At 42.1% G+C, this 22,346-nt stretch carries 18 protein-coding genes; 3 read left to right on the forward strand and 15 right to left on the reverse strand.

All coding sequences use genetic code 11. The features are described 5' to 3' along the window. Nucleotides 1-260 precede the first annotated feature (260 nt). Entirely contained in the window at nt 261-1,058 is a 798-nt protein-coding gene (locus BUC21_RS03875; protein WP_073399391.1) for a polysaccharide biosynthesis/export family protein, read from the reverse strand. Between the two features lie 194 nt (nt 1,059-1,252). On the opposite strand from BUC21_RS03875, the gene BUC21_RS03880 reads away from it, so the two are divergent. After that, on the forward strand, nt 1,253-3,115 hold the full coding sequence (locus BUC21_RS03880) for a glycoside hydrolase family 35 protein (RefSeq protein ID WP_073399393.1): 1,863 nt from the start codon (nt 1,253-1,255) through the stop codon (nt 3,113-3,115). Between the two features lie 133 nt (nt 3,116-3,248). Here the strand turns inward: BUC21_RS03880 and BUC21_RS03885 are convergent, their stop codons facing one another. From BUC21_RS03885 to BUC21_RS03915, 8 genes are all read right to left on the reverse strand, one after another. Beyond that, nucleotides 3,249-3,542 carry a hypothetical protein gene (locus tag BUC21_RS03885; protein WP_139261252.1) on the reverse strand — a complete coding sequence of 98 codons (294 nt, stop codon included), beginning with the start codon at nt 3,540-3,542 and terminating at the stop codon, nt 3,249-3,251. After that, a complete protein-coding gene (locus BUC21_RS16385; RefSeq protein ID WP_175550474.1) occupies nt 3,521-3,664 on the reverse strand; it encodes a hypothetical protein in 144 nt (47 codons plus the stop codon). The genes BUC21_RS03885 and BUC21_RS16385 overlap by 22 nt, the downstream gene beginning before the upstream one ends. A gap of 163 nt (nt 3,665-3,827) precedes the next feature. Next, nucleotides 3,828-5,036 carry an ATP-binding protein gene (locus BUC21_RS03890; protein WP_073399397.1) on the reverse strand — a complete coding sequence of 403 codons (1,209 nt, stop codon included), beginning with the start codon at nt 5,034-5,036 and terminating at the stop codon, nt 3,828-3,830. Nucleotides 5,037-5,251: 215 nt separating this feature from the next. Beyond that, nucleotides 5,252-5,659, reverse strand: a complete 408-nt coding sequence (locus BUC21_RS03895) for a hypothetical protein (RefSeq protein ID WP_139261255.1) — start codon at nt 5,657-5,659, stop codon at nt 5,252-5,254. A 6-nt stretch (nt 5,660-5,665) separates the two neighbouring features. After that, nucleotides 5,666-5,794 carry a hypothetical protein gene (locus tag BUC21_RS16695; protein ID WP_262483229.1) on the reverse strand — a complete coding sequence of 43 codons (129 nt, stop codon included), beginning with the start codon at nt 5,792-5,794 and terminating at the stop codon, nt 5,666-5,668. A gap of 272 nt (nt 5,795-6,066) precedes the next feature. Further along, nucleotides 6,067-7,131 carry a 3-oxoacyl-ACP synthase III family protein gene (locus tag BUC21_RS03905; RefSeq protein WP_073399404.1) on the reverse strand — a complete coding sequence of 355 codons (1,065 nt, stop codon included), beginning with the start codon at nt 7,129-7,131 and terminating at the stop codon, nt 6,067-6,069. Further along, the gene (locus BUC21_RS03910; RefSeq protein ID WP_073399406.1) at nt 7,128-8,228 is read right to left on the reverse strand and encodes a formyltransferase family protein; all 1,101 of its coding nucleotides are present in this window, start codon (nt 8,226-8,228) and stop codon (nt 7,128-7,130) included. The genes BUC21_RS03905 and BUC21_RS03910 overlap by 4 nt, the downstream gene beginning before the upstream one ends. A 20-nt stretch (nt 8,229-8,248) precedes the next feature. Continuing rightward, entirely contained in the window at nt 8,249-9,766 is a 1,518-nt protein-coding gene (locus BUC21_RS03915) for an amino acid adenylation domain-containing protein (protein ID WP_073399408.1), read from the reverse strand. A 749-nt stretch (nt 9,767-10,515) separates the two neighbouring features. Here BUC21_RS03915 and BUC21_RS03925 point away from each other — a divergent pair. Then, nucleotides 10,516-11,721 carry an ATP-binding protein gene (locus BUC21_RS03925; RefSeq protein WP_073399629.1) on the forward strand — a complete coding sequence of 402 codons (1,206 nt, stop codon included), beginning with the start codon at nt 10,516-10,518 and terminating at the stop codon, nt 11,719-11,721. Nucleotides 11,722-12,120: 399 nt separating this feature from the next. Here BUC21_RS03925 and BUC21_RS03930 read toward each other — a convergent pair whose 3' ends face one another. Next, nucleotides 12,121-12,630, reverse strand: coding sequence for a UpxY family transcription antiterminator (locus tag BUC21_RS03930; protein ID WP_073399412.1), 510 nt, complete (start codon nt 12,628-12,630; stop codon nt 12,121-12,123). A gap of 172 nt (nt 12,631-12,802) precedes the next feature. On the opposite strand from BUC21_RS03930, the gene BUC21_RS03935 reads away from it, so the two are divergent. Beyond that, nucleotides 12,803-14,188, forward strand: a complete 1,386-nt coding sequence (locus tag BUC21_RS03935; RefSeq protein WP_175550475.1) for an MFS transporter — start codon at nt 12,803-12,805, stop codon at nt 14,186-14,188. A gap of 251 nt (nt 14,189-14,439) precedes the next feature. On the opposite strand, the gene BUC21_RS03940 is transcribed toward BUC21_RS03935, so the two are convergent. The 5 genes from BUC21_RS03940 to BUC21_RS03960 form a co-directional block, all read right to left on the reverse strand. Then, a complete protein-coding gene (locus BUC21_RS03940; protein ID WP_073399414.1) occupies nt 14,440-17,790 on the reverse strand; it encodes a DEAD/DEAH box helicase in 3,351 nt (1,116 codons plus the stop codon). After that, a complete protein-coding gene (gene tatC / locus BUC21_RS03945; protein ID WP_073399416.1) occupies nt 17,787-18,590 on the reverse strand; it encodes a twin-arginine translocase subunit TatC in 804 nt (267 codons plus the stop codon). The genes BUC21_RS03940 and tatC overlap by 4 nt, the downstream gene beginning before the upstream one ends. Before the next feature lie 6 nt (nt 18,591-18,596). After that, complete coding sequence (locus BUC21_RS03950; protein ID WP_073399418.1) at nt 18,597-18,812, reverse strand: Sec-independent protein translocase subunit TatA/TatB; 216 nt, start codon at nt 18,810-18,812, stop codon at nt 18,597-18,599. Nucleotides 18,813-18,916: 104 nt separating this feature from the next. Further along, nucleotides 18,917-21,379: a bifunctional UDP-N-acetylmuramoyl-tripeptide:D-alanyl-D-alanine ligase/alanine racemase gene (locus tag BUC21_RS03955; RefSeq protein WP_073399420.1), complete on the reverse strand. Its 2,463-nt coding sequence runs from the start codon at nt 21,377-21,379 to the stop codon at nt 18,917-18,919. Beyond that, entirely contained in the window at nt 21,364-22,344 is a 981-nt protein-coding gene (locus tag BUC21_RS03960) for a GSCFA domain-containing protein (RefSeq protein ID WP_073399422.1), read from the reverse strand. The genes BUC21_RS03955 and BUC21_RS03960 overlap by 16 nt, the downstream gene beginning before the upstream one ends. Between the last annotated feature and the right edge of the window lie 2 nt (nt 22,345-22,346).

Below are 22,346 nucleotides of genomic sequence, written 5' to 3' on the forward strand. Positions count from 1 at the left end.
CTAACATAACCGTAGCAACGAATTCCTGTTTTTTAAAATTCGCTGCAAAGGTAAACACATTTTTTCTTTAAAAGAAACTTTTTAACTACAAATGATATTTAATTTCGATTACTTTTTTGCTTCAAAAATGATTTTAGCATTATTTTGTTAAACAAAACACTGAATGTTAATCAATTAGATTACTGATAAAAAAAAATAAAGAAAGTATTTTTTTTAGCTAAATATACACATACACAATAGAAAAAAGATAAAAAAAGCAATCATTTAGCAACGGTTACTATCAGGGAGGCTACACCGATGACCACGGACACCACAGAGAATACGATATTGGTGGCGGCTCCTACCCCAGCACCCTTGGCTTTGGTTTTGTTGGGCTCTACATAGACCACATCGCCCTGACGGAGGTAATAGAAGGGAGAAAAGATGAGGTTGCGGTCGTTGAGGTTGAGGGTGGTGATGGTTTTGTGCCCATCGGACTCTTCGCGCAGAATCTTTACCACATCTCTACGGCCATAAAGGGTGAGGTCTCCTGCCAGCGAAAGGGCTTGCAGGATGCTGATTTTTTCGTCGGGCACTGTATAAACACCGGGCTGGTTGACTTCGCCCAGCACGGAGATTTTATAGTTGACAAAGCGCACGGTGACTACGAGGTCGGCCTTGAGGTAATCTTTCAGCTTTTCGGTGATCATCTGTTTTACCTGATCGGTAGTGGAATTAACCACATAGAGCTTTCCCATCACGGGGAAGTCGATGGTGCCACGGGTATCTACCAGGTAGCTTTGCAAGGAGACATTGGCCTGGGTGGCGTTTTCGTTATAGGGCACTGAAGTTAATAGATTGAAGGGCATATAGGTGTCGGGATCTTCGGCTCCGCTTACAATGATGCGCAGCATATCGTTGGGCTTTATCTTTGCACTATAGGGTTGTGCACTTCGTTGCAGTTGTGCATCGGTAAGGTTCTCTACACCTTGCAGGTAGGCTACGTTCTTTGTTGACCGGCATCCACTTACTATGGCTGCCGTGAGCAGGAGGGCTACTATTTTAATAATGTTTTTCATTTGACTGTGTGCTTTGTTAAATAAACATTCGAACTGTTATTTTAGTTCATTTTCCTTAAAATTTTATTCAAACAGGAGTAATTAATAAATTAATTTATTTTATTTGGCGGTTATTAGATAAATTGTTTATCTTTGTGACCATTGAAAAGGCTTAATAATCTAACATTAATAATTTACTCTATAACAGACTAAACATGAAAAAACAACTCTCTGCTTTGCTTGTGGCACTTATGTTGATAAGCGGAGCTGCCTTTGCTCAACAGGCGAAACACTCGTTTGCCATAAAGGACGGAAACTTTCTGTATGATGGCAAACCGACTCAGATTCACTCTGGAGAAATGCACTTTGCACGTGTGCCGGCTCCTTACTGGCGCCACCGGTTACAGATGATGAAGGCCATGGGGCTGAACGCTGTGGCCAGTTATGTGTTCTGGAACTACCACGAAACGGCTCCGGGGGTGTGGGACTTTAAAACGGGTAATCGCAACATACGTGAGTTTATTAAGACTGCAGGGGAAGTGGGACTGATGGTGATTCTGCGTCCGGGTCCGTATGCCTGTGCAGAATGGGAATTCGGTGGCTACCCGTGGTGGCTGCAAAAGACTCCGGGACTGGTGATTCGCACGGACAACAAGCAGTTCCTGGATTCGTGCAAGGTGTATATAAACAAGCTGGCCAACGAGGTGCGCGACTTGCAAATTACAAAGGGTGGACCTGTGGTGATGGTGCAGGCTGAGAACGAATTTGGATCTTACGTAGCACAGCGTCCGGATATTCCGCTGGAGACTCACAAGAAATATAGTGCTGCCATTCGTCAGCAGTTGCTTGATGCGGGTTTTGACATTCCGATGTTTACATCGGACGGTAGCTGGCTGTTTAAAGGGGGTGCCATTGAGGGTGCGCTGCCTACTGCCAACGGTGAGGATAACATAAAGAACCTGAAGAAAGTGGTGGATGAGTTTAACGGTGGCAAGGGCCCGTACATGGTGGCTGAGTTCTACCCGGGATGGCTGGACCACTGGGCTGAACCGTTCCAGAAGGTATCTGCCGAGAATGTGGCGAAACAGACTAAGAAGTATCTGGATAACGGGGTGAGCTTTAACTTTTACATGGTGCACGGGGGTACTAACTTTGGATTTACATCGGGTGCCAACTATAACACAAAGAAGAATATTCAACCGGACATAACAAGCTATGATTATGATGCGCCGATAAGTGAAGCGGGATGGGTGACTCCGAAGTACACTGCCATACGCGACCTGATGAAGCAGTATGTAAAATATGAGGTACCTGCCGTACCTGCTCAGATTCCGGTGATTGAGATTCCGGAAATTAAGCTTGCCAAAACAGTGAACCTGATGGACGTGGTGAGCAAGATGGAGCCGGTGGAAAACGACACGGTGATGACTTTCGAGGATTTGAATCAGGGTCACGGATATGTGTTGTATCGCCGTCATTTTAATCAGCCTATCAATGGTGAGCTGAAGATTAAGGGTATTCGCGACTTTGCCACTGTATACATAAACGGCAAGAAGGTGGGTGAACTGAACCGTGTGTTCGAGAAGGACAGCATGAATATTGATGTGCCTTTTAACAGTACGCTGGATATTTTGGTAGAAAACCTGGGACGCATAAACTACGGTGCTCAGATTACCAGTAACCTGAAGGGTATCACTACTCCGGTAACCATTAACGGTATTGAGATAACCGGTAACTGGGAGATGTACAAGCTACCAATGAGCGATATGCCTGACCTAATAGCTTTCTCAACAAGCTACACTGCCGGACAGCCTGTGATTTACGAAGGTGAGTTTAAGGTGAGCAAACCAGGTGATACTTTCCTTGACATGGAGAAATGGGGCAAAGGCATTGTGTTTGTAAATGGCTTTAACTTGGGTCGTTATTGGAAAGTTGGGCCGCAACAAACGCTTTACCTTCCGGGATGCCTTTTGAAAAAAGGTTCTAATAAGATTGTTGTTTTTGAACAGCTTAATGACATTAAACAGGGTTCACTTTCAGGAGTGAAGGTTCCTGTTCTTGACAAAGTTATTAAATAGTTTTTTCTAACTGCCCTTTTCTTTTTGCTTGATCAAAAAGAAACAAAAAATCAAGGCTGCACGAATTTTACTAAAATCAGGGGATGCTGAGCTAAAGAAAAAGAACTCGCTGCGCTCAAACAGCTTTTTCTTTTTAACGCTCCTCATCCCCTGATTTCTTAACGTAAAACTCATGAGGCCAGTCCTGCTGGTACCACTCGGCTACGCCATCGTTCATTAACATTGCTCGCTTGGCTTTGCCATCGGTTATTAGCGTTGCTCGCTCGCTGCCACTTTGTGGCGGTTCTTCTTTCAGTTCGACTTCGCCATCAGTTCTTCTTTCATCCTTATCAGTAACCCTTTTTCTATAACTAATTTTAAGGCAAGCGAAACAAAACACGATAAAATTGAATGAAGAAAAGGCAATTAAACAAAGAAACAATGCCAAAGCAAAGCACAATGGTTAAGCCAAGAAAAAGAAGAACCGTCACGAAGTGACAAGCCGAGCGAAGCAACGGCTACACGCTCCACAACCGCAGCACGCTCAGGAACCTCGTAGACCGGCCTCATTTTTTTTGCGTGAAGAAATCGGGAGGTTTGTAGCGTGAAGAAGGGGCTGTTGTTTGAGCGAAGCGAGTTTCAGCACCTTCCGCTACAAGCATCACGATTTTAGCAAAAAAAATGCAGCCTTGAACTTTTGTTTCTTTTGGTTCAAGCCAAAAGAAAAGGCCAGTTAATAATCTAATAAAAAATCCCGGATAAACACATGCTTAATACCCTCATAGCTGTTACCGCGAAATTCGTCTTCACTAACTACAATTTTCGGGTAGTTATCCTGCACTTTAAGCAAATTGCCAAATTCCCGTTCAATCGTTGTTTCGCTATCCAGTTTTAAAGTTGCCTGCACATAGAGCTTCTCGGCCCCCTTTTCACAAACAAAGTCGATTTCCGAGGAAGCGGACATGCCCACTTTTATAGCATACCCCCGGTACAAAAGATGATTATAGACAATGTTTTCAAGAATCTTTGCTCTGTCTTGCAAGCGATAACCGATAATCACATTTCTGATACCCATATTCTCGAAATAATACTTCTCACCAATCTCGAAGAAACGTTTACCAATCAGATCATACCTACCCACCCTATGAATAAGAAATGCATTTGTGAGGTATTCAACATAATTCTGGATCTGGTTGACAGAAATCTGAGTATGCTGTGATTTAAGATAATCACTGATATTCTTTGCCGAAAACAGCGAACCGATATTTTCCGAAAGAAACTGAATGAGCCTTTCAAGGAATACTGTGTTCCGAAGATTGTAACGACTCACTACATCACGGAACACAATGGTTGAATAGATACTCTTCAGATATTCATTGACCACATCATCGTTCAACTCCAGATTGATGAGATAAGGTAATCCTCCATATCGGGTATATAAATCATAACTTGCGGCATTATTTTCCAGTTCGTGAAACTGCAGAAACTCACTGTACGCAAGACTGTACACTTTAAACTCCACATACCTGCCACTTAAGTAAGTAGCCAGTTCGCCTGAGAGTAACCGGGCATTGCTTCCCGTTATATAGATATCATTGCTCTCATCCAGCAGTAAAGAGCGCAGAGCCTTTTCGAACTCGGAGATATCCTGAATTTCGTCAATAAAGATATAATTGCGTGCCCCCTCTTTCCGGTTAGCAAGAATATAATTATTCAGATCTGCAGCCGTTCGCATAAAGTCGAACTCCATATCCTCCCGGTTGATATAAATAATATGAGCATCGGGATCCTCGTTCTGCACTTGTTCCATTAACTGAAACAGCAGATAACTTTTTCCCACACGCCGTTGACCCGTTAGTACCTTAATCAGCGGTTTTCTCATAAAAGGGATAATACGAGCAATGTATCCGTCTCTCTTCTTGATAGTCTTAGGGATTTTCATCTTCAAAAGTTTAATGTATAATTAAAACAATAACAAATATAAGTAAAAGTTTTAAGTATAACTAAAACTTTTCTGTTTTTGATTAAAAGTTTTATGTATGATTTAAACTGGCCTTTTCTTTTTGCTTGATAGCAAATACATTTTCTTTTGCCTTGATGCAAAAGAAACAAAAAATCAAGGCTGCACGAATTTTACTAAAATCAGTGAGCGCGGAGCTAAAGGGGGTGAAACTCGCTGCGCTCAGACAGCACCCCCTTCTTAACGTCCACACTCCCAGATTTCTTAACGTAAAATTCATGAGGCCAATCCTTCTGGTACCACTCGGCTACGCCATCGTTCATTAACGTTGCTCGCTTGGCTTTGCCATCGGTTATTAGCGTTGCTCGCTCGCTGCCACTTTGTGGCGGTTCTTCTTTCAATTCGACTTCGCCATCAGTTCTTCTTTCATCCTTATCAGTAACCCTTTTTCTATAACTAATTTTAAGGCAAGCGAAACAAAACACGATAAAATTGAATGAAGAAAAGGCAATTAAACAAAGAAACAATGCCAAAGCGAAGGAAAGCACGATGGCGAAGCCGAGCCAAAAAAGAACCGTCACAAAGTGACAAGCCGAGCGAAGCAAAGCTAATTAGTACCCACCTCCACCTAAGGGATGGCAAAGCCAGCCGAGCAAAGCAAAGGCTACACGATCCAAAACCCACCAACGATGGCGAAGACGAGCCAAAAAACCGTCACGAAGTGACAGCGAGCGAAGCAAAGCTAATTGGTCCACAACCGCAGCACGCTCAGGGACCTCGTAGACCGGCCTCATTTTTTTTGCGTGAAGAAATCGGGAGGTTTGTAGCGTGAAGAAGGGGCTGTTGTTTGAGCGAAGCGAGTTTCAGCACCTTCCGCTACAAGCCTCTCGATTTTAGCAAAAAAAATGCAGCCTTGACCTTTTGTTTCTTTTCCGTCAAGGGAAAAGAAAAGGACAGTTGCTCTCCAACCAAAAAGAACCAAGCTTATGGAAAGCCCCAAAAAAAAAGAGATTTAAAAATAAATAATGCTGCTGAACTTCAGCCGATCAAGTTCCACCACCATACTCCCCCAGGTGAGCCCAACACCAAAACCGGCAAGACAGGTTTTGTATCGGTTAGTCAAAAGCTTATCCCCCAGGTTATAGGTAATGGCTGTGGGGATGGATACACCACTGGCATTACCGAAATCGCCAACAACGTTGCTCGGCATCTTTTCGCGCGGAACCTCCAGGCGGTCCGCCAGTTTATTGAGCATGAAACGGTTGGGCTGATGGAACATGTAATAGTCTATCTCGTCTTTGGTTACTCCGGCTGTTTGCAGTATCTCTTCCACCATGGGCGGGACTTCTGTTTGCATAAAGTTGAAGACGGCATCGCCTTTCATCACGAGGTTGTCTTTTGAACGGAGATTGCCATCAATATCCTCTTCCATAATGGCAGTTTCGGGTGTTGACGGTTGACGGAATCCTCCGGCAGGGATGATGAGGGCATCATAACGGGTGCCATCCATCTTGATGTTGCAGTGGATGGTTTCGTCACTATCGCTCTTTTCGACAATGGTTATAGAAGCAGCATCGCCAATAAGTGGGTTGCTGTTATGATCTTTTTTGGATACTTTACGGCTGAGTATATCGGCATTGAGCAGTGCCACTTTGTTGATGGCAGGCTGATCGAGCAAAAGGAAAGACTGGATGAGTCCGATGATGTATCCCGAGCATCCCTGGTTGATATCCATGCAGATGATGTCCTGCTTCAGCCCAGCGCGACCTTGAATAACGCTACTGGTGGGCGGCATGAAATAATCGGGCGACTGGGTGACCAGCACCAAGGCATCGATATCATCTTTTGCAAGCAACTGTTGATTAAAAAGGTACTCGAGACCAAAGGTGCAGAGATCGGACACGGTTACGCCGTCCTCTACAATATGGTGTTTATTGTATCCCATGGTAACCTTCAGCTTCAGGGCTTTTGACTCGGAGAAATGGTAATTGCTCATTTCGTCCTCGAACTTAACTTCATTCTTAGGCAAGACAGTAAGAATGCCGGTTATCTTTTTGTGCTTAAATGTTAGGTTCATGCTTTTACTCCGTTTTTGATTAACAGGTTTATAATATTATCGACCGATGAGAAATTATTGGGAAGTATATCTACGCCATCGATGAGGATGCCGTAAGCGTTCTCCAGATCGGTTACGAGGTTTACCACATCGAGTGAATCGAGCATACCTTCGTCAATAAAGTTAGCGGATTGGCTGAAATTGAATTCAGGTCTTAATTCGCTTAAAATGGTTAGAATTGTTTCTTTCATATTTGTACTTATTTTATATTTATCTATAATTAAAACACCATCTGAAAACCTTAAAAAATTGCCGAAATCTGTTTGCATATAAACACCATTTGTTCTATATTTATCAACAATTGATTTTGTAACATCACTATCAGGATAATGGGCCTTCAAGATGATGATATTGCTAAATTGGGCGCCGTGATATGGTAAAGAGACTCCTTTTATGAGGTTATAAGCTGACTGACAACCAGCAGTGAGCTTAATTTGACATTGCTGTGTCTTCAACTTATCATAATAACTACCCTCCAATGCTGATTGTTTTACAACGGGATGCCCTTTCAATATTTTTTCTATTGCTTTGACTACAATATGGGAATAAATCTTTATCCATTCGTTTTGTAAATCGGATACGTACATATCTTTCCCTATAAGTATACGTTCCTGTATAATAATATCGCCGGTATCGAATCCTGTATCAACATAATGGACGGAAACACCTGTTTCTTTTTCACCATTGATAATAGGCCAATGCTGGGGAGCCCGACCTCTGTATTGGGGCAATAAAGAGGGATGCAAATTAATGAACCCTAATCTAGGTATTTCCAATATAGGCAATCTAATCATTTTCTCAAAGTGAACAACGACACACAGATCAGGGGCGAATAATTTTACACGCTGGAAAACTTCTTCTGAATTTATTTTCAGGTAGCGTTCAAAAGGTATATTAAATTTGCTACATGTAAATTCAAGCTTCTTATAGATGAGATTGTCATACCAAGGTGAGATGACCAACTTTACATGATGGCCAGCCTGAATTAAAGAATTAAGAACTATATTACTAAATGAATCTTCACCCCAAAATACTATATTAAGAGATACATTTTCCATATTATAGGATTCTTTAAAAATTATGTAGTATTCACTTTTTCATTATAGAACAGACGGTCTAACTTACCATTTGAATTCAGCTTTAAACTATCGACCCGGTAGTATTCGGATGGTATCATGTATTTAGGAATCTGTTTTAATACGTTTTTACGAAATAAGACCATATCGAGTTCGCTCTTTGACTGATAGAACAGAAGGATTTTTCTTCTGTTGTAATCGTAAACAGCGCAACAGTTATCTACCAGCTCACTACTGAGAACAGCTGTCTCAATTTCGCCCAGTTCGATGCGGTAACCATTGTGCTTGATCTGGGAATCTTTACGCCCCACGTACATGATCTCTCCCCGCTTATTGAGGTAAACAACATCTCCGGTTCTGTAAATAATCTCCGGGTAATGAGTGTTTAGCGGATTCTGGACGAACGCTTTTTGTGTTTTCTCCCAGTCGTTATAATAGCCTAGTGCCAGCGAGGTGCCACGTACACAGAGTTCTCCCTGTTCTTCTACAGCGGCTATCCGATTATCGTCGGTAAGGATAAGTATATCACTATTACGGCAGGGAATGCCGATAGGCAGGGGTTCGTTATCCTCAAAGGTTCTATCAACGAGGTAATAAGTGCAATCTACTGTGATCTCCGTTGGGCCGTACAGGTTGGCATACCGGCAGTGAGGCAGGTGTTTCCTCCAATAGTTGAGGTGCTTGTTGGGCATAACCTCTCCTGCAAAAAACACATCCTTGAGGTAGAGTGGTTTCTTAGAGGCAAAGATGTCGAAATTGGCAACGTTGACCAGTACAAAGGGAACCCAGAACACAAAGGTGATTTTATACTCGTTGAGGAAATCGACCAGCATAGCGGGAAACATAAAGTTCTGCTCGGGGATAATGACCAATGTGGAGCCGGTGGCATACATGAGGTATATATCGAGCGTTGAATTATCAAAATAGAGCGGTGCCTGGTTACCAATGACCGAGGTACTGTCTATATGGAACGTATCTATTGCCCAATCGATATAATCGAGTACTCCGCGGTGAGAGATAACAACTCCTTTGGGGGTACCGGTGGATCCTGATGTGAAGATGGAGTAAACCGGATCGGTATCGATCTGAATGGATTGTGCCTGTTCGCATTTATCATAATCGGCCACTCCTGCAGCAATGACATCTTCGATAACCAGTATCTTTACACTACAGATAGCAGCGAGTTTTGCATAATGTTCCTTATCTGTTATAATAACAGCAGAATTGAGGACATTGATAATGGAAAGCACTCTGGAATCGGGTGATTTGGTATCCATAGGGACATAGAAGTTACCGCTGATATTTATACCTGCAAACGCCTGAATAGCTTTACATCCTTTGGGTATATAGACTCCAACCGGCTTGTTTCTGATACCATGAGACAGAATCTCTGTAGCAAGGATGTGTCCGTTATGATACAATGCCTTAAAGGTGATTTCTTCCGTCGTATCGTTTACCGCTATCTTATCGGGATAATGAAGAACTGTTTGCCTTAAATATTCGATAACACTTTTTCTCATATCGCTCCGTTTTTTGGTATAAATTAATTATACTTTATAAACATTTGATAGCGGGTTATGTTCAATACTCTGTTCTTTTCTCTTGATAGAAAAGAACCAAAAGATCAAGGCTGCACGAATTTTACTAAAATCAGTGAGCGTGGAGCTAAAGGGGCTGAAACTCGCTTCGCTCAGACAGCACCCCCTTCTTAACGCTCCCCACTCCCAGATTTCTTAACGTAAAATTCATGAGGCCGGTCCTGCTGGGTTCTGAGCGGGCTGCGATTGTGGACCAATTAGCGTTGCTTCGCTCGCTTGTCACTTCGTGACGGTTTTTCACACGGCTACACACTTTAAGCCACACCGAGCGATGGCAAAGCCGAGCCCACCCCTAAAGCCGAGCAAAGCAACGGCTACACAATCCACAACGCACCAGCGATGGCGAAGCCGAGCGACCAGAAGGACCGGCCTCTTTTTTTTGCGTGAAGAAATTGGGAGGTTTGTAGCGAAAAGAAGGGCTGCTGTTTGAGCGAAGCGAGTTTCAGCACCTTCCGATACAAGCCTCACGATTTTAGCAAAAAAAATGCAGCCTTGATTTTTTGTTTCTTTTTGATCAAGCAAAAAGAAAAGGACAGTTGCAATAAAGCCCAAAAAGGTATTGGAAGTTTTCTCCCGGTAGCATTGGGAGACTTTGCCCGATAATAATGGGAGATTTTATTTGCTACTATTGGGAAATAGTATATCTTTGTGATTATATAAATGACAATGAGATGATTACACAAGAACAAATAGCAGGAGTTATAGATTCTCAATGGGATGTATTTCTTAGAAAAGATACAGGATTGAGACGTGATGCTTTGAATAAGTTGCCAGTTATAGAAACATACGCAACGATTGTAACCGGCATTAGGAGGTGTGGAAAGAGTACTCTTTTACTGCAATTATTAAAAGAAAGATTCAGTAATGCCATCTATCTTAATTTTGAAGACACCCGTTTGGCCGGTTTTGAAATATCGGACTTTGCACGGCTTGGAAATGAAATTATTAAAAGAAAAATAAACGTTCTATTTTTTGACGAGATACAAATAGTGAGTGGATGGGAAATGTTTATCCACCAGAAGCTCAATGAAGGATACCAGATATTTATTACCGGATCGAATGCATCTCTTCTAAGTAAAGAGCTGGGAACGCATCTCACCGGAAGGCATATTTCCTGTGAGTTATTTCCTTTCTCGTACAATGAATTTATATCTTTCAAAAAGCTTGAAAATAATTCGGACTCATTAAACGACTATCTGGCACATGGAGGAATTCCTGAATATGTTAAAAGTGGGATGGGCGTGATACTTAATAATTTGATGGATGACATTTTGATTCGTGACATAGCAATCCGTCATTCCATACGCGATGTAAATTCTCTACGTCAGTTGGCAGTTTATCTGATATCTAACATAGGTAATCTTGTTTCTGCCAATAAACTGGAAGGAATGTATGGAATAAAATCTAGCAGCACTATTCTAGAGTATTTTTCGTATCTGAAAGATTCTTATTTGCTTGAGTTTATCCCTCAATTCAATTACTCATTAAAAGCACAAGCCAGAAATCCCAAAAAGATTTATGCCATGGACTTGGGATTATTTAATGAAAATTCAACAGCATTTACAGACAACACCGGACACAAACTTGAAAATGCAGTATTTCTATATCTAAGAAACAAATATCCCGACATCTATTACTTTAAAGATAAAGGAGAATGCGATTTTATAGCAATGAACAAAGGTAAAGTTCAGGATGTGATACAAGTGTGCTACAAGATTGAAGACACTAATTTTGAAAGAGAATACAACGGACTTGTTGAAGCCATGAAGTATTTTAATATAAACAAAGGAACAATAGTAACATTCAATCAAAAAGATATTTTTGAAGAAAATGATCTAAAAATCAAAATGATACCAGCAACAGAATTCCTACAATAAGCCAAGAAAATGAAGGCGAAGCCAGAAAAAGTACGAAGGCGAAGCCGAGCCCACCCCTAAAGCCGAGCAAAGCAACGGCTACACAATCCACAACCCACCAGCGATGGCAAAGCCGAGCGACCAGAAGGACCGGCCTCATTTTTTTTGCGTGAAGAAATTGGGAGGTTTGTAGCGAAAAGAAGGGGCTGCTGTTTGAGCGAAGCGAGTTTCAGCACCTTCCGCTACAAGCATCACGATTTTAGCAAAAAAAATGCAGCCTTGATTTTTTGTTTCTTTTGCATCAAGGCAAAAGAAAAGGACAGTTGCAATAAAGCCAAAAGAAAAAGCATTTGCTCTAAAACCCCCAAAAAAGAATAAAGCAAAAAACCTTAAGCTTTAGTTTCTTTTGGATCAAAAGAACTAAAGCTTCTCCAAACAACTGGCACTAATAGTAGTGAGCGCACATCCCAAACCAGTGAGGCGAACAGCAACTTTGAATTTACCTTTTACCTCAACAAGCTCACCTATAAGACCGGTAAGCTCGCCACGGATAATACGTACAGGAGCACCCGGTTCCAGATCGGAGAGGTTGAATTCAACCTCTTCATCTGACATCTCCACCATTTGGCGAAGGCGCTCTATCTGACTATCGGGAATAACAGCAGGGCGTGATTGCTCACGAACAAAGGCAATGGCACCGTAGGTCATCAGTACTTTAGAAGCCTCCTCGGGGAGAATACGGACAAAAATATAACCTGTAAGAACAGGCTGCTCTACCTTTTTTAGTCTGTCGTGCCACTTCCTGGTAACCATCTGAACAGGAAGATAATGCTCGATACCCGACTGCTGAAAACGTTCGCGAACCTTTTTTTCTGCACACGGAGCAGTATAGACAGCAAACCATTGAGGGGTATTCTTTTTTATTTCCATAAATTACAGTTTTCAGATATTTCCATTCAATTATTTTGCAAATGTAAGAAGTTTTAGACATTCCCAATCAAAATATACACTATTTTGAGCAAAATTTATACCGCGGGTCTCGATAATAATCATTAATTTTGGTCCCATTATTTTAAAATTACTAATTATTAAATCATTTATCATGAGTACATTTCAGAATGTGAATGAAAAAATGACCCGTTACAGATGGGTTATTTGTTCCTTACTATTCTTTGCTACGACCATTAACTACATGGATCGTAACGTAATTGCTTTTCTAAAAGAATTTTTCTGCTCACCAGTGGCAGAGGGTGGTTTTGGTTGGAGTAACTCTGACTTCTCTTATGTTACTGCATTCTTTACTGCCGCTTATGCTGGCTTCACTGTTTTCTCCGGTGTTGTTATTGACAAGATCGGCGCTAAGATGGGATTGGCTCTCTCTTTAATTGTGTGGTCATTAAGTGGTATCGCTAATGCTTTTGTAGGAAAGACTGTAGCTTTGCACGTAGCAATCAGAAGTGTATTCGGACTTGGTGAAGCCGGTAACTTCCCTGCATCTATCAAGACTGTAACAGAATGGTTCCCAAAACGTGAACGTTCTTTGGCAACCGGTATCTTTAACAGTGGTTCTAACGTAGGTGCTATGATTTCTGCACTGTTTGTTCCATGGTGTTTGGTTTACTTCGGTCCGGCTCTTGGATGGAAGATGGCGTTCATCCTGACAGGTGGTATTGGTTTTGTTTGGTTGTTCTTCTGGTTTGCTTTATTCAAATCACAGAAGAAGTTACTTGAAGCAGGTACAATTAACCAAAGCGAATATGACTATATTCATATTGACGATGCTGAGCTTACTCCTGAACAGGTTGAAAATGCAAAGAATGGCATTAAGGAAAAAGTATCCTGGAGTAAGATGTTGAGATACCCACAAACATGGTCTTTCTTCTTCGGTAAATTCATGACCGACGGTATCTGGTGGTTCTTGTTGTTCTGGTTGCCTGACTACCTGAAAAAACAATTCCACATGACAACTCAGGAAGTAATGTGGCCTACATTCATTGTATTCGGTATCGCTATTATTGGTAGTGTATTTGGTGGTAGTATTCCAATGTTCTTTATGAACAAGGGTATGAATGCTTATAAAGCTCGTATGACTTCCATGTTCCTTATCGCTCTTTGCCCTGTTACTTTATTATTGACTCAATACTTCGGTAATGTAGAACATTTTGGTACTGCAGCTATGTATATGGCAACAGGTGTTATCTGTCTTGCAGGTGCTGCTCACCAGGCTTGGTCTGCTAACCTGTTTACAACTGTTTCTGATATGTTCCCTAAAAAAGCTATCGCTTCAGTAACCGGTATCGGTGGTTTGGCTGGTGGTATCGGTGGTGTATTGGTTCAGCTGTTTGCTGGATTTATCACTGACTTGTATGCTGCTACTCCAACTGTAGCTTACGGAATTATGTTTGGTGTATGTGCATTTGCTTATCTTATTGCATGGGTTATCATGAAAACTCTTGTTCCTCAATACAAGATTATCACTGATCTATAATAGATGAAAAGATAAAAAATACATTAATAAATGAGGAAAGGGTGCCCGGTCGTTGACTGAGCACCCTTTCCTTATTTAAAAAGAAAGACATAGTATTGAATCAAAAAAGGCCGCCTTTATGGGGCGACCTTTTTCTTTAGATCTTAAAAAAAAGGGAAGTCTCACGACTTCCACAATTCTTCTAACCTTAAATCTAAATCTCTATGAAAAAAACGTAGTGCAAAGATAAGCCTTTTTTTCAGTTGAGCATGTTAATGAAAGGTAGGAAGTATTAATTTAATCAAAGCTTTATATATTTTATTAAGTTTTAATAATTCGGGGACCCCAATTAAATACATTTGCTTACGAGCTCGCGTTAATGCCACATTGAGTTTACGATCAATTTCTACCCCGTCTTCCTCGGTTATATTACTTAGGAACTGAAGTTGCCATGGATAGTTAACACTGAAAGAGTAGATGATAACATCTCGCTCACTGCCCTGAAAGCGTTCTACAGTATCCACCAGTATATTATTGAGTACAGGAATATTCCGAAGAGCAAGCTCTTTCTTTATCATGGCTATCTGACTGCGATAAGGAGTTATGATACCCAGTGAACGCACTGCATCGAACTTATCAGGGCGACGGTTGTAGACTTGCACGGCAATTTCGGCAGCCAAGCGGGCCTCGAAGATATTGCATTTGTCGGACCCTCCACCGGTATGCGGTTGAGAAGGAATGAATTGTACCCGGTCACCATAAGGGGAATCTGTTTCCAGCTGGTGGGGCAAACCTACGGGTTCTAACTTACCTCCGTAGAAAGCTTTATTGGGGAATAGTGCTACGGCAGGGTTCATTCGTCCCTGCTTACAGAGCATATCGACTACCCGATTTTCCGGATCGTGCGCATAATAACGGTAGAGGCGTTCGAAAAGGGAGTCTTTGAGATTAGTGACTCCTACTGAAACAAGATCTTCTGAAGCAATTCTTGACTGATCACTACTCTGCATTACAACTGCAGGAAGTTGTTTATGATCGCCGATGAGGATAAACCGGCCAACGGCATTCTCCCCTGCCCTGTCTTTAGCACAAAGAATGCCCAGCAGTTGAGGTTCGAGTATCTGGGTAGCCTCATCTACAATAGCCACATCGAACTTCTTGAGACGGAAAAGGTCGGGCTTATTGGATATGGAGGCAACGGTACCCACGATTACACGACATTGAGATATACGTTCGCTGACTTCCGAACGACGATTGCAGGAGGCCAGCACGTTCTCGATAAGATGAGGGCGGAAACGTTCTTCGCATGAGAGTTCACTGCCCACACGGATATAATCGATTTCCGGATTGATGGATGAAATGGATTTGCAAATCTCGTCTACTGCTCTATTGGTATAAGCAAGCAGTAAGATATGCGTATGAGGTTGCTTATGAAAGGCAGTAACCATCTGCTTCAACGCCCAGGAAGTTTTCCCGGTACCAGGAGGTCCCACAAGCAGGAAGAAATCTTTGGCAGCAAGGGCTTTCAGTGTGATACGTGCAAAATCGTTTGTAGCCTGAGCAATCTGTTCATCGAAAGAGGTCTCGAACTGCGGTTTCCGCTGAGCCAGCAGCAGGTCGCGACGACCTTTATTAGCCTCAGCAAAAAGGGTTAGCGATTGGAACATGCTTTTAAAGGATGTATCCATACTGTCGTGTTCCACCGCATAAAGACTCTTCTGAGGAAGTACGGAAGGATTTTGTTGCGAAGCACGGATACGCACCGCAATCTCTTCTGAGTTGATAGCAGCGATACTCCCTTTAAATACCATTTTATTGGTAGCTACATCTTCTGTTTTATTTCGTTCATAGAAAAGCACCACATCTCCTACCCTGAAGTTTGGAAGGAATTCCTCCTCGTATCGGGGAATAGTAAACGTAACTGTGGCTTTATGTGCATCGGCTGCACGATTTTCCTTAATAGTAAGATCATAAAGAATCTCTCCAGCTTCCCGTTTCTCCTCGAGAGTAGCCAACCAGAGGGAAGCAGCTCCCGCACGACCGTCATATTCCATCTCGCCCGATTTGGAAATGTATTGCTCCTTGACAATGAAGTTATAGAGCGTAAGGTAATAGCTTTGTTCCAGTTGGGAGAGTGCATTGAAGTGATTGCCAAAAGCAGAGATAGAGGGAGCCAGATAGCGTTCCCAGAACATGCCACGCAAGTGGTATTCGTTGAGTACGGAAGGGGTAATTTCACTCAGTACTTCGAACGTATATGCAGAACTGTTTTGCAACTGAACTGCATGTTCACCAGCCACAATGAGGTTGCGCAGGTTAATAGCCCGGCGAACCAATGCCCATGACGGACGAGCCGGGTAAAGCAACGGATAACGCGTATAGAGCAGATAGGGATGCACCTTGCGGTGGTTGATACCCATACTATATTCCAGCACTGCCAGGTAAAGAAGCATCTGCACCTTGTGGTTCTCTTTGGGTTCGATTTTTCCTTTGATGATATATTCGTCGGCCTTACCCGATTTCATTTCTATAAAGCTACTCATATCCCTCTGCATATAGTCGAGACGTCCCTGCAGACCAAGAGCCTCGCACACATACGAAGGTTCCAGTACGGCATCTTCCTTATTCAGATGATATCCCGGAGCAAGGAAGGTATCAGTTACGACCTCTTTTATATGCTCAAAATGAGTTTTGCAGTCGTTAAAGAACTCGAACTCCAGCTTTGGATCGAGCAGATCTTCACAGGAAGCCAGCTCTATGGGATAGGTGCGGAATGCTTTGCGCATGCACTCTATATAATCTACTTCTCCATCGGCATGAATCCACTCGTCCAGAAAAAGATTGGCTATATTACCAAGCAATAGCGGGCGGGTGTTGGACATAGGTTGTAAACGTCCGAGTATATAATTGGCCGGATGATGACCGTAATCTTTGAAACATTCGGCCAGGGTACTGATATCAATCATATAATCCGGTTCGAGTACAATCATGGAAGGAATGAGGATTCCCTCTCCATCTACCGTGACATCGAGCAGATTGAGTTGTGCACAATTCCAGAGCTGAGCGATGGTTTCATTGAACTCTTCATTCTTACCGGCAACTGCATAGCGCACTTTCAGCGGTTCGTCCACCGTTCTGTCTGCCGGGATAACGTACAGATAAGTATCATCGGCTGACTGAAAACAAACCCTTATCCGGCGAATAGTTTCGCTACGGGGAGCAGTGACAGGAACATAATGTACATCTGCCTGACTGGGCAACAGATCATAAAGTTCCTGAGGAATATCCATCTGAAACAGTTTCTTCACCGTTAAAGCCAGGGTACGAAGATCGCGAAGAAGATTCTCGCGTGTAGGTTCCTCACGACGGTTCATCACCGCATTGGAAGTAAGCCGGAAGGTATGCAGCAAGTTTTGAGCATTGCGCGACAGCGAGGCAACGGACGCCAGATAGCTGATACGGGCAGAAAGATCGGTCATCTGCAGTTGCTCGTTCTGCATGGATTGTCGGCAAAGGCGTTCGAGCAGTTCACGCATTTGCCTGTATTTCATTGTAAGAGAACTCTCCTCACTGAGGTATATCCTCAGGAGGGAGTCATAATATTCATTTGCTAATTGATTCATTCTTCTTCCTCTACAATTTCTTCCTTCTTATCCTTAATAATAAGGATACTCATTTCATAGAGCAGGCAAAGAGGAATGGCTACCACTGAGAGGGTGAACGGATCTCCGGTTGGTGTAATTATAGCAGCTATTATAAAGATAGCAACAATGGCATGCTTTCTGTATTTCCTAAGAAACGACTTTCTGACAAGTCCGATTTTAGCCAGCATCCAGGTTACTAGTGGAAGCTCAAAAACCAGTCCCATCATGAGGATAAGCATCATAAAATTATCTATATAGGAATTCAGAGAAATCTGATTGACAATCTCTGCACTTATCTGATAGGTTGCAAGGAAACGCAGGGTAAGCGGGAACACCATAAAATATCCCAGCAATACACCCAGAAAGAACATGATAGTTCCTATACCGAGTGCAGTACGCACATTACTCTTCTCATTCTCATAGAGCGCAGGTTTGATAAATCCCCATATCTCGAAAAGCAAATAGGGCACAGACACCACTACCGACATCCAGAAGGCAGTGGAAATATGAATAAAGAAAGGCGAAGCCAGATTTATATTAATCAGCTTCACCTCAAATTGTTGGGTAAAAAACTCATCGGACAATTGGAGCAAGTCCCCTATCTTGTGAAGAAGGGAATAAAAGGCAAAATCATTGTGACAAGGTGCGAGAATTACCGTATCGAACAGATAAGGCATTGCAATAAAAAAGCCTATCAACAATACAAACCATACTCCACATACCCTGAAGAGCACACGACGTAACTCGTCCAAGTGATCCCAGAACGTCATTTCAGCCATGCGCACTTATTTTTTCTCTTCCGAAGGCTTGTCTAATTCGTCTTTCGTATTCTTAATCTCGTCTTCTGCTTCCTTAATTCCATCTTTAAAGCTCTTAACACCTTTGCCAAGTCCTTTCATTAATTCTGGGATTTTCTTTCCACCAAAAAGGAGCAACACAATTAAAGCCACAACAAGGATTTCAGGAAATCCAAGATTCCAAAGTAAAATGCTATTCAACATACAGATTGATTATTAAATTATTAGTGTTTGTTTAGATGACAAAGCTAGACAAAAGTAACAAACCTGCAAATAATTCTGCCAAATTATTACTGATAAAGGAAAAACTAGTCCTGGAAGTAAACCCTCTTAACCCGCGAAGAAACACTGGTAAGGATTTCGTAAGGAATAGTATCTAATATATCAGACAGGACAGTTATAGGTAATTCATCACCAAATATAATAGCATTATCACCCTCTTTACAGTCAATATCAGTAACATCGATCATGCAGACATCCATACAGATATTACCCACATAAGGAGCTTTCTTTCCATTAACCATGCAATAAGCATTACCATTACCCAGGTGGCGGTTCAATCCGTCGGCATAACCAATAGGAATGGCAGCTATACGGGAATCTCTTTCCAGGCGTCCTTTACGGCTATACCCTACTGAGTCTTCCTTAGGCACATCACGTATCTGAAGGATAGTGGTTTTTAGTGTGCTTACATTATTAATGATAGAATTATCTACCGCACTAACTCCATACAAGCCAATACCCAGACGTACCATATCATGCTGCGCACCGGGGAATCTTTCAATACCTGCAGAATTACAGATGTGGCGTAGAATTTTATGCTGGAAAGCGGAAGTGAGCTGCAAAGATGCTTCATCGAAAATCTCGATCTGCTGACGGGTAAAGGTATCGAACTTCTCGCTATCACTACCTACCAGGTGAGAGAACACTGAACGGGGAAGAACTGCATTCTGCGATTTCAGTCGTTTAATCAGTTCAGGCATATCCTCGGGAGCAAATCCCAGGCGGTGCATACCGGTATCCAGTTTTACATGGATAGGGAAATTGGTAATACCTTCTTTCTCGGCCTCTTTAATCAGGGCATCGAGCAAGTGGAAACTATATACTTCAGGTTCGAGCTTATAGTCGAACATGGTTTTGAATGCAGACATCTCGGGATTCATGATCATGATAGATCCGGTGATACCAGCCTTACGGAGGTCGGAACCTTCATCGGCCACAGCTACTGCCAGGTAATCTACCCGATGATCCTGCAAAGTCTTTGCCACTTCATAAGAACCGGCACCATAAGCAAATGCTTTCACCATGCACACCATCTTAGTCTCCGGTTTCAGCTTGGCGCGGAAATAATTAAGATTGGCAACCAGGGCATTCAGGTTAATCTCCAATATAGTTTCGTGAACCTTCAGTTCCAGCTCTTCCGAAATACGTTCGAAAGCAAAATCGCGGGAGCCTTTGATAAGAATCACCTCATTACGCAAAGAAGAAAAGACTTCCGACTTGAGTAATGCTTCCGTATTGGGGAAGAAATATTTTTCTATTTCGAACTTCTTGGCACTGGAAGTAATTTCGGGTCCCACTCCTATTATCTTGTTAATCCCTCTGCTATGAACCAGCTGGGTCACCTTTCTATAGAGTAAAGTTGTGCTCTGTCCGGTTTCAAGTATATCAGATAGAATCAGTGTACGCTTCATTCCTTTGGCTTCCGAACGACGGTAAAGGAAATCGAGTGCAATATCGAGAGAGGCTATATCTGAATTATAAGTATCATTAATAAGTACGCAACCATTTTTACCCTCTTTTACTTCCAGACGCATGGCTACAGGTTCCAGTTTAGCCATCCGTGCAGTAATCTCCTCGTTAGGCACCATCAGGTAAAGACAGGCAGCCAGACAGTTGAGGGAGTTTTCAATGGAAGCATCATCAATAAACGGAATAGTAAAACTATTATCAAATCCAAGATAACGGTAACTGATAGAAGTCCTGTCCGTGCCCTTATTTATAGCACTGATAAAAAGAGGCTTCTCCTTATCTTTCTTTGACCAGGCAATTTCTCTGGCTGTAAGCATGTTCTTGGCTACACAATCTGAAATAAGATCGTTATCTCCATTATAGATTACAACATCGCAATCCTTGAACAGCGAAACCTTTTCCATACACTTCTCCTGCAGAGAAAAGAAGTTTTCCTGATGTGCACCACCAATATTGGTAAGTATACCGATAGTAGGACGAATAATGGATTGCAGAGCTCTCATCTCTCCCATTTCTGAGATGCCGGCTTCAATGATAGCCAGTTCTGATTCTTCGTTTAATTGCCATACAGAGAGGGGTACACCAATCTGAGAATTATAACTACGCGGAGAACGTGTGATAACACGATCGGGACTGAGCAACTGGTGCAGCCATTCTTTTACAACTGTTTTACCATTGCTGCCTGTAACACCGATAACGGGAATCTGGAATTTAGCACGATGCAATTCGGCCAGTTTCTGTAATGCCTTTAGCGGATTGGCAACCACCAGAAAATTAGCATCAGTAAAAGATGCAGTATCGGGTAACTGACTTACAACAAAATTTCTTACACCCCGGGCATATAAATCGGAGATATATTTATGTCCATCGTTACGTTTGCTTTGTAAAGCAAAAAAAAGAGTTTCTTCAGCGAAACAGAGTGACCGGCTGTCTGTTAAAAGCCAATCGATGCGTGATTCTTTATCACCAATGCGTTTTGCGCACAATAATTGCGAAATAGTTTCTATAGAATACGACATAATTCAAGTTCTTTTTCGACATCTAAGAACGGACATTTTTCCTTAAGTTGATTAATCTTTAACACAATTTGTATTAAAAAAGACTTATAATGTTCCGACTCCGGATGGAAAGGTTTATGTTGCAGGGCTTTACTAATTTGGCCCCATTCTTTCATAATTTGTCTGGTTTCCCGGGAGAAATAGCAATTATCGAATGCTTCCCACAAATAGTTCACTGCCACGGAGGATGGATGAAGCATATCATCAGCATAAAAACGATAATCGCGCAACTCATCCATGACAAGTTCATAAGAAGGGAAATAGAAAACATTCCGGGGAAATGCCTCTTTTAATTGATCAATTGCTAATAACAAAGTAGCCTTACTTAGCTGATTGCGGTGCATGCCATCTTTTACGTGACGGATAGGGCTGACAGAGAAAAGGATTCTTACATCTGAATTCTTTTTCAACAAGCCGGTTATCAGTGAGACGTAAGTATCAACAATCTGCTCTACGCTCAGCAAACGGCGGGTAAAAGCACTATCAGGTAATTTATGGCAATTAGCCACCACCATCCCTGTTTGCTTATATTCGTATACATAAGCTGTACCAAACGTAATAAGCAGATAGTTTAGCTTTGAGAACTGAGCAGTTGCCGTTTGCATCCGATTATTGATATTATTCAGGCACTCGTCTGCAGAAGAAGCAGAGAAAGAGCCATGGTGCATAAAGCTATGATATAACCTTTTGTATTCGAACAAATCCTTTTCTGAAAATGTTTTCTTATCGTCCAGACATTGCAGGGCATTGGCTATTGATAGTGGATTATAAAGAACTCCAAAGGGGTTGACCTCACAGTTGAACTTATTCTTTACTAAAAGATTTCCTATATTTTCGGCAAAACAGGAACCTAGTAACAGAATCTGATCAGAATAAGAGATAGTCAGCTCTTTTTTAGGAAGTTCTACTAATGTTCTGAATTCCATTT

This window comes from Bacteroides luti (assembly GCF_900128905.1).
Taxonomy (GTDB): Bacteria; Bacteroidota; Bacteroidia; order Bacteroidales; family Bacteroidaceae; genus Bacteroides; species Bacteroides luti.

Coding starts and splice junctions, on each gene's coding strand:
- BUC21_RS03875 (WP_073399391.1), bottom strand. CDS start 1,058: ATGAAAAACATTATTAAAATAGTAGCCCTCCTGCTCACGGCAGCCATA.
- BUC21_RS03880 (WP_073399393.1), top strand. CDS start 1,253: ATGAAAAAACAACTCTCTGCTTTGCTTGTGGCACTTATGTTGATAAGC.
- BUC21_RS16385 (WP_175550474.1), bottom strand. CDS start 3,664: ATGAGGCCGGTCTACGAGGTTCCTGAGCGTGCTGCGGTTGTGGAGCGT.
- BUC21_RS03890 (WP_073399397.1), bottom strand. CDS start 5,036: ATGAAAATCCCTAAGACTATCAAGAAGAGAGACGGATACATTGCTCGT.
- BUC21_RS03905 (WP_073399404.1), bottom strand. CDS start 7,131: ATGAACCTAACATTTAAGCACAAAAAGATAACCGGCATTCTTACTGTC.
- BUC21_RS03910 (WP_073399406.1), bottom strand. CDS start 8,228: ATGGAAAATGTATCTCTTAATATAGTATTTTGGGGTGAAGATTCATTT.
- BUC21_RS03915 (WP_073399408.1), bottom strand. CDS start 9,766: ATGAGAAAAAGTGTTATCGAATATTTAAGGCAAACAGTTCTTCATTAT.
- BUC21_RS03925 (WP_073399629.1), top strand. CDS start 10,516: ATGATTACACAAGAACAAATAGCAGGAGTTATAGATTCTCAATGGGAT.
- BUC21_RS03930 (WP_073399412.1), bottom strand. CDS start 12,630: ATGGAAATAAAAAAGAATACCCCTCAATGGTTTGCTGTCTATACTGCT.
- BUC21_RS03935 (WP_175550475.1), top strand. CDS start 12,803: ATGAGTACATTTCAGAATGTGAATGAAAAAATGACCCGTTACAGATGG.
- BUC21_RS03940 (WP_073399414.1), bottom strand. CDS start 17,790: ATGAATCAATTAGCAAATGAATATTATGACTCCCTCCTGAGGATATAC.
- tatC (WP_073399416.1), bottom strand. CDS start 18,590: ATGGCTGAAATGACGTTCTGGGATCACTTGGACGAGTTACGTCGTGTG.
- BUC21_RS03950 (WP_073399418.1), bottom strand. CDS start 18,812: ATGTTGAATAGCATTTTACTTTGGAATCTTGGATTTCCTGAAATCCTT.
- BUC21_RS03955 (WP_073399420.1), bottom strand. CDS start 21,379: ATGTCGTATTCTATAGAAACTATTTCGCAATTATTGTGCGCAAAACGC.
- BUC21_RS03960 (WP_073399422.1), bottom strand. CDS start 22,344: ATGGAATTCAGAACATTAGTAGAACTTCCTAAAAAAGAGCTGACTATC.